Genomic DNA, 7,194 nt, shown 5'->3' with positions numbered 1-7,194 from the left:
CTCGAGGCCGCGGCCCCGGTGCTCGAGCGACTGGGGCTGGTGGTCGAGCGCTTCGGCCGGCGCGCCGTGGCGGTGCGCGAGACGCCGGCGCTGCTCGGCCAGGCCGATATCGAGGGGCTGGTCCGCGACCTCGCCGACGGCCTCGCCGAGTGGGACTCGACGGCGGCGCTCAGCGACCGGCTCGAGGCGATCATCGGCCGCATGGCCTGCCACGGCTCGGTGCGCTCGGGCCGGCGCCTCAGGGTCGAGGAGATGAACGCCCTGCTGCGCGAGATGGAGGCAACGCCGCATTCCGGCCAATGCATCCACGGCCGCCCGACCTATGTGGAGCTCAGGAAGGCGGATATCGAAAGGTTGTTCGGGCGGACGCGCTAGGCGCCCAGCGTTTCGACCAGCCTGGCGATGCGGCGGGCGCGGACTTCCGGCGTCCTGGCGGATTCGATGTCGCGGATGTGCCTGGTCCTGAGGCCGAAAGCGAGCCCGTCGAAGGCAGCGCGGGCGGCAGGGCTGGCGTTGAGGGCGCCGGCGAGGTCGGCAGGCGCTTCGACTGTGCGAGGGGCGGTGTCGCGTTCCACGGAGACTTCGATGGTGTCGCCCGCGGCGATGCCGGCGGCCGCTCGGTTGGCGGCGTTAATGCCGATGAGGCGCCGGCCGTCCTTGATGGCGATACGGCTGCGCCAGGTGGCGGCATTGATGGCGATGGCGACCGGCGGGCGGGTCTCGGGGCCGAGCGTGGCCATGACTTCGGGGGGAACCTCGACGGCGGTGGCGTTACCGGAGGGGATGATGATGGCGCTGAACTTCATGGGGACCTCGGGGGGTGCAGCTACCTTACCGGGCGCCGGTGCGCAGGCCCACCCCCGGGCGAGGAGGGTCAGACGGCGCGGATGAAGTGCACCGCGGCGGCGCCGTATTCGCGACGGTCATCCAGTTGGAAACCTGCCGGCAGGTCGAGTTCGATGTCGGCGCCCTCCTCGAGAACGATGGTGGCGCCCGGGGCCAGCCAGTTGCCGGCCGCCAGCGAGGCGAGGGCGCGTTCGCCGAGGCCCTTGCCGTAGGGCGGATCGAGGAAGACGAGGTCGAACGGCCCGAGCGTGCCGGCGGGGCCGAGATCGGTGGCGTCCCGGCGCAGCAGCTTGGCCACGCCGCCTGCGCCGAAGGCTTCGATATGGTCGCGGATCAGGCCGCGTGCCTCGGCACCGGTGTCGACGAAGACGATTCCGGCGGCGCCGCGCGACAGGGCCTCGAGGCCGAGCGCACCGGTGCCGGCGAAGAGATCGAGCACCCTGACGCCATCGAGGTGCACGCCGATGCGGCTGGCGAGGATGTTGAACACCGCCTCGCGCGTCCGGTCCGCCGTCGGTCGGATGCTCGCGTCGGAGGGCGGGAGCAGCGCCTTGCCACGGAACCTGCCGGAGATGATGCGCATCGGCTAGGGCCGCGGCTTCCTCGGCCCGCGCGGCTTGTCGCCGCCGGGGCGGCCACCGCCGGACGACGGGCGGCCGCCGGGCCTGCCGGTGAAGGGCTTGCCGGCAAAGGGCTTGCCGGTGAAGGGCTTGCCGCCGCCGGGCCTGTCGCCGAAGCTGCGCGGCTTGTCGCCGGGGGAACGGGCCGGGCGGTCACCGCCGTCACGCGGCGGGCGGGTGCCATAGGGCTTCCGGTCACCGAAGGGCTTCTTGTCACCGAAAGGGCCCGGCTTGCCGCCGAAGCTCCGCGCCGGGCGATCGCCGGCGTCGCGGGGCGCATAGGGTTTCTTGCCATCGTGGGCGCGCGGCGACCGATCACCGGCATCGCGAGGCGGACGGGCAGCGTAGGGCTTCTTGTCGCCATACGGGCGACTCGGGCGCGCGGCGCCATCGCCGGTCGGACGGGGCTTGTCGCCATAGGGGCGCTTCGGCCGCTCGTCGCCCTCGGGACGCGGGCGACGCGGCTTGTCCCCGAACGGCTTGCTCCCGAACGGCTTGCTCCCGAACGGCTTGTCGCCGAACGATCTTCCGCCGGTCCGGGGCTTGCCGCCCTGACGGGGCTTGTCATCGAAACTCCGGCGGGGGCGCTCGCCGTCATCGCCGTCGCGCGGCTTGCGGGCCGGGCGTTCGTGGTGCTCGGGGCGGCCGAAATTGCGGGCCGAGCTGTCGTCGGGATCCCAGCGGGCCTCTTCGCGCGGGGCGCGTGGCGCCTTGACGGTGATCTTCTCCTCGCTGCCATCCTCATGGTGGATGGTGCGGGTGATGGTCTGCGGTTCGGGGCGCGGGGCCTTGGTGGCGCGCGGCGTCACCGGGAAGCGGCCGCCGGGCCGGTCGGTACGCGGCCGCTCGGCGCGCGCCGCCAGCGCCGCGGCCTCGGTCTCGTCGTCCTCGAAGCGGAAGCGGTGGCCGCCATCCTTGCGCGGCGAGGCCTTGGCCGGCGCCTTGCCGGGAGCGGCGGCCCTGAGGTTGGGATTGACGGCACGCTTCTTCTGCGCCGCCACCTCGGGCATCTCGCTGTCGAAGTCGGTATTGGCCTCGGCGGCGAGCCGCTTGCCGAGCTGCTCCTTGAGGACGCGGGCCGGCACCACCTCGACCTCGCCCTCGGCCAGGTCGCCGAGCTGGAACGGCCCGTAGCTGACGCGGATCAGCCGGTTGACTTGCAGGCCGAGGGCGCCGAGCACGTTCTTGACCTCGCGGTTCTTGCCCTCGCGCAGGCCGAGCACCAGCCAGGAGTTCGAGCCCTGGGTACGCTCGAGGATCGCCTCGATGGGGCCGTAGGTGACGCCCTCGATCTCGATGCCGTCCTTGAGCGTGTCGAGCTGCTGCTGGGTCACGGCACCGAAGGCGCGCACGCGGTAGCGGCGCAGCCAGCCGGTGGCGGGCAGCTCCAGCACCCGCTTCAGCCCGCCGTCATTGGTGACCAGCAGCAGGCCCTCGGTATTGATGTCGAGCCGCCCGATCGAGACGACGCGCGGCAGGCCCTTTTCGTCGAGGGCCTCGAAGATGGTCGGGCGCCCCTCGGGGTCCTTCTCGGTCACGACGAGGCCGGCGGGCTTGTTGTAGAGCCAGACGCGGGTGCCCTGGCGCGCCGCCAGCGGCTCGCCGTCGACCTTGATCTTGTCGGCGTCGGTGACGTTGAAGGCGGGGGTCAGCACCTTGCGGCCGTTGACGGTGACCCGGCCATCCTTGATCCAGCCTTCGGCATCGCGCCGCGAGCAGAGGCCCGAGCGGGCAATCACCTTGGCCAAGCGGTCGCCGGCCGCGGAAAGGGCGGAAGAATCGGACATCGATGAACTCCTGCGGGACCCTCTCAGGGGCGGCGCATCTTTCGAGTTGGGATCAGTTGGCCTGCGCCGAAAGCGCCTTGCGGATCTCGGGCGGGCAGGATTTGTCGGTGAGCGGCACCAGTTCGCCATTGGGGGCAAGGCAGACGAGGTCCTGGCCCTTGACGGTGGTGAAGTACTCCTCGGGCGGCAGATAGAGCGGGCGCGGCCCGCCCTGGAGCTTGGCCGCCGTCATGCGGGCGGTGAGCTTGCGCGCCTCCTCGTCGGTGAGCGGACGACCATCGAGGGTGCGCAGGTCGACGACGCGCGCGTTGCGCAGCCGCCTGATATCCTCGTCGGTGAGGCCGGACGTATCGAGCTTCACCTTGGTGGAATCCTCGGGCAGGAGCGCCGCGACCGAATCGGACTTGGCGTCGCCCGGCGCCGGCAGGACGGCACTGTCCTTGGGCAGCACCAGCGGGCCGCGCGGATTGCCGTTCTCGTCCTTCTTCTCGCGCTCGAGCATGCCCATGCCCTTGAGCGTCTCGGACATCACCTCGCGCTCGAAGGTGCCGATATCGGTGAAGGCGTTGGTGCCCTCCGTCGTGGTGCAGGCGGCAAGGCCGAGGCTGGCGACAAGGCTCAGGGACACAAGGCCGGCACGCGCCACGGCACGCAAGCTGGGCCGCCGCCCCAATCCTATGCTCGACATGAGTCTTCCCTTGTTCCCCGGTCCGCGCGCTGCCCGCGTGGCCTTATAGTGCATGATGGGCCGTAAGGCCAGATTGAGGCGCCTTTGCGATCACGCCGGCTTGCGGCGCCCGATCCCGAGCATGTCGAGGACCAGCAGCAACACCCCCGCCGTGATCGCCATGTCGGCGATGTTGAAGATGTAGAACGACCAATCCTGCCAGTGAAAGTGAAAGAAATCGGCAACGGCGCCGTAGAGCGCCCGGTCGAGCGCATTGGAGAGCGCCCCGCCGATCACCAGCATCAGGCCGAAGCGGACGAGCGCCTCGCCGGTGCGCCACCACCAGGCGCCGAGCGCCAGGATCGCCGCCAGCGCGAGCAACCCGAGCACCCAGACCGGCAGGTCGCCGAGCAGGCCGTAGGAGACGCCGGTATTCCACACCAGCACGTAGTCGAAGAAATCGGTGACGCGAACGATCTCGCCGCCGCGCCAGCCGGAGAGTTCGAGCTGGACCAGCTTGTGCCCGCGATCGAGGGCGAAGGCGGCGAGGCCGGCGAGGAGCGAGGGAAGATGGGGGCGGGTCATCGCGGCTCCTCACCCCCCTCCCCAGCCCTCCCCGCAAGGGGGAGGGTGCCGATCGAGTTTGTGGCTCGACCAGCGCAAAGCGCACCAAACGGCACCTCCCCCCTTGCGGGGGAGGTTGGGAGGGGGGAGAAGGCGCGAGCCAAAGCCCCTATCGCCCCGCCGCCTTGCGTTCGCGCAGCGCCTGGGCGTCGCGCCTGGAGACCTCGCCGTCCATGTCGCTTTCGGCAAAGAAGCGGCGCGAGCGGGCGCATTGCCGGCCGCGGGCCTTCTCGAACAGAACGGCGACGCCCGGCACCTCGGGCAGCGTGAAGGCCGTCGCGCCGGCCGGGGCGCCGCCCTCGACAATGTCGATGTCGGAGGTGATGCAGACCTCGGCGAAATCCACGCCGGCGAGTGCCGCCAGCAGGCCGGCATCGGTGACGTAGACGCGCGGCGCGGCCTCCATCGAGGCGCCGATCACCTTGTTGCGGCGCTCGATCTCGAGCGCGCCGGTGACGACCTTGCGGACCTCGCGGACCTTTTCCCACTTCTGGGCGAGCCCGGGGTCGATCCAGGCCTCGGGCAGCACCGGGAACTCGCGCAGGTGCACGGAGGACTCGGCACCCGGATGGCGCTCGAGCCAGGCCTCTTCCATGGTGAAGACCAGGATCGGCGCCAGCCAGGCGGTCAGTGCGTCGAAGACATGGTCGAGCACGGTGAGGCTGGCCTTGCGGCGCAGCGAGGAGATCGGGTCGCAGTAGAGCGCATCCTTGCGGATGTCGAAGTAGAAGGCGCTCAGATCGATGTTCATGAAGTTGGACAGCGCCGCGACGACGCGCTTGTAGTCGTAGCTCTCGTAGGCGTCGCGCACCAGCCGGTCGAGTTCCTTGAGCCGGTTGAGGATCAGCCGCTCGAGTTCGGGCATGTCGCGGTGATCGACGGTCTCGTCGGCCTTGCGGTGGGCGAGGTTGCCGAGCAGCCAGCGGATGGTGTTGCGCAGCTTGCGATAGCTGTCGACCGTCGAGTTGATGATCTCCTTGCCGATGCGCAGATCGTCCGAATAGTCCGACTGCGCCACCCACAGCCTGAGGATATCGGCGCCGAACTGCTTGATGACATCCTGCGGGGCGACGGTGTTGCCCAGCGATTTCGACATCTTCTTGCCCTCGCCGTCGAGGGTGAAGCCGTGCGTCAGGACGCTCGCATAGGGGGCGAAGCCGTTCGTCGCGCAGCTTTCGAGCAGCGAGGAGTGGAACCAGCCGCGGTGCTGGTCGGAGCCCTCGAGATACATGCCGGCGGGGAACTGCAGGTCGGGCCATTTCTGCGGGTTGCGCAGCACCCACGAATGGGTCGTGCCGCTTTCGAACCAGACGTCGAGAATGTCGTCGATCTTCTGCCAGGCGGCCGGATCGACCGGCTGGCCGTCATGCGTCGCGCCGGCGAGGAAGCGCTCTTTGGCGCCGGGCATGAACCAGGCGTCGGCGCCCTCCTCCTCGAAGGCCTGGCCGATGCGCTGATTGACCCTCTCGTCCTTGAGGATGGTGTCGGTCTCTTCGTTGTAGAACACGGCAATGGGGACGCCCCAGGCGCGCTGGCGGCTGAGCACCCAGTCGGGCCGCTCGGCGATCATGGCGCGCAGGCGGTTCTGCCCGGCCGGCGGGTAGAAGGTCGTTGCGTCGATGGCGGCGAGGGCGCGGGTGCGCAGGGTGTCGGGATACTTCCCCTCACCCGCCGAGCTACGCTCGGCACCCTCTCCCTCAAGGGGAGAGGGGACGCCGTGGCGCGATTGTGTCCCCCCTTCCCTCTCCCCTTGAGGGAGAGGGTGGCTCGGCGAAGCCGAGACGGGTGAGGGGCCGGCCGCAATCGGGCGGTCCATGTAGACGAACCATTGCGGGGTGTTGCGGTAGATGATCGGCTTCTTGGAGCGCCAGGAATGGGCATACTGGTGCTTGACCCGGCCACGGGCGACCATCATGCCGCGCTCGGCCAGCGCCGCGATGACGCGGTTGTTGGCATCGCCCTTCTTGCCCTGGTCGTCGAGCACGCGCGCCCCCTCGAAGCCGGGCACGGCGGCGGTGTAGAAGCCCGCGTCGTCGACGGTGAAGGGGATGGCGGTATCGATGCCGCGCTCGGCCAGCATCCGTCCCGAGTTCATCCAGATCTCGAAGTCGTCGAGGCCGTGCCCGGGCGCGGTGTGGACGAAGCCGGTGCCGGTGTCGTCGGTGACGTGCTCGCCATCGAGGAGCGGCACGGAGAAGTCGTAGCCGCCGGCGAGGCCCTTCAGCGGATGCTCGGCAACGGCCCCGGTCAGCATGTCGGCGCTCACCGCGAAGACGCGCTCATAGGCCGTGACCTTGGCCTTCTGCATGACGTCGGCGGCCAGCTTGTCGGCGAGAATGTACTGATCTCCCACGGCCGCCCAGTTGCCGTCCGGTGCCTGGGTGACGCGGTAAAGGCTGTAGCCGATCCTGCCGGAGAAAGAGATGGCGCGATTAGCCGGAATGGTCCAAGGCGTCGTCGTCCAGATCACGACATAGGGTCGGACCACGGCGCTTCCCGGCGAGGCCGGCACGTCGCCGAGCTGGCGCACCGGGAACTTCACCCAGATCGTGTCACTCTCGTAGTCCTGGTACTCGATCTCGGCTTCGGCCAGCGCGGTGCGCTCGACGACGCTCCACATCACCGGCTTGGACCCGCGATAGAGCTGGCC

The 7,194-nt window shown here is 69.9% G+C and carries 6 protein-coding genes and 1 pseudogene; 1 reads left to right on the top strand and 6 read right to left on the bottom strand.

Annotated features, from left to right (window positions below; all coding sequences use genetic code 11):
- Positions 1 to 375, top strand: a pseudogene (locus ACE3TU_RS16500) (DNA mismatch repair protein MutL); the annotation flags it as partial.
- Here ACE3TU_RS16500 and ACE3TU_RS16495 read toward each other — a convergent pair.
- The 6 genes from ACE3TU_RS16495 to ACE3TU_RS16470 form a co-directional block, all read right to left on the bottom strand.
- Positions 372 to 806 (bottom strand): YdeI/OmpD-associated family protein, encoded by a 435-nt coding sequence (locus tag ACE3TU_RS16495; RefSeq protein WP_374626136.1) that lies wholly within the window; start codon positions 804 to 806, stop codon positions 372 to 374. The pseudogene ACE3TU_RS16500 and the gene ACE3TU_RS16495 overlap by 4 nt on opposite strands.
- 68 nt (positions 807 to 874) lie before the next feature.
- Positions 875 to 1,429, bottom strand: a complete 555-nt coding sequence (rsmD, locus tag ACE3TU_RS16490; RefSeq protein WP_374626134.1) for a 16S rRNA (guanine(966)-N(2))-methyltransferase RsmD — start codon at positions 1,427 to 1,429, stop codon at positions 875 to 877.
- A gap of 3 nt (positions 1,430 to 1,432) precedes the next feature.
- Positions 1,433 to 3,253 (bottom strand): pseudouridine synthase, encoded by a 1,821-nt coding sequence (locus ACE3TU_RS16485; protein ID WP_374626132.1) that lies wholly within the window; start codon positions 3,251 to 3,253, stop codon positions 1,433 to 1,435.
- 52 nt (positions 3,254 to 3,305) lie between these two features.
- Positions 3,306 to 3,908 carry a hypothetical protein gene (locus ACE3TU_RS16480; RefSeq protein ID WP_374626130.1) on the bottom strand — a complete coding sequence of 201 codons (603 nt, stop codon included), beginning with the start codon at positions 3,906 to 3,908 and terminating at the stop codon, positions 3,306 to 3,308.
- A gap of 123 nt (positions 3,909 to 4,031) precedes the next feature.
- Positions 4,032 to 4,505, bottom strand: coding sequence for a signal peptidase II (lspA, locus tag ACE3TU_RS16475; RefSeq protein WP_374626128.1), 474 nt, complete (start codon positions 4,503 to 4,505; stop codon positions 4,032 to 4,034).
- A 148-nt stretch (positions 4,506 to 4,653) separates the two neighbouring features.
- Positions 4,654 to 7,194, bottom strand: a 2,541-nt coding sequence (locus ACE3TU_RS16470; RefSeq protein ID WP_374626126.1) for an isoleucine--tRNA ligase, incomplete at its 5' end; no start/stop codon positions are given.

It is taken from the genome of Devosia sp. (genome assembly GCF_041917035.1).
In the GTDB taxonomy this organism is placed as follows: Bacteria; Pseudomonadota; Alphaproteobacteria; order Rhizobiales; family Devosiaceae; genus Devosia_A.
Note: the sequence above shows the minus strand (reverse complement) of the source record. Positions and strands in the feature narration are given on the sequence as shown.

Excerpts from the sequence above, each read along its gene's own strand:
- ACE3TU_RS16495 (WP_374626136.1), bottom strand. The coding sequence starts at position 806 with ATGAAGTTCAGCGCCATCATCATCCCCTCCGGTAACGCCACCGCCGTC.
- lspA (WP_374626128.1), bottom strand. The coding sequence starts at position 4,505 with ATGACCCGCCCCCATCTTCCCTCGCTCCTCGCCGGCCTCGCCGCCTTC.
- ACE3TU_RS16485 (WP_374626132.1), bottom strand. The coding sequence starts at position 3,253 with ATGTCCGATTCTTCCGCCCTTTCCGCGGCCGGCGACCGCTTGGCCAAG.
- rsmD (WP_374626134.1), bottom strand. The coding sequence starts at position 1,429 with ATGCGCATCATCTCCGGCAGGTTCCGTGGCAAGGCGCTGCTCCCGCCC.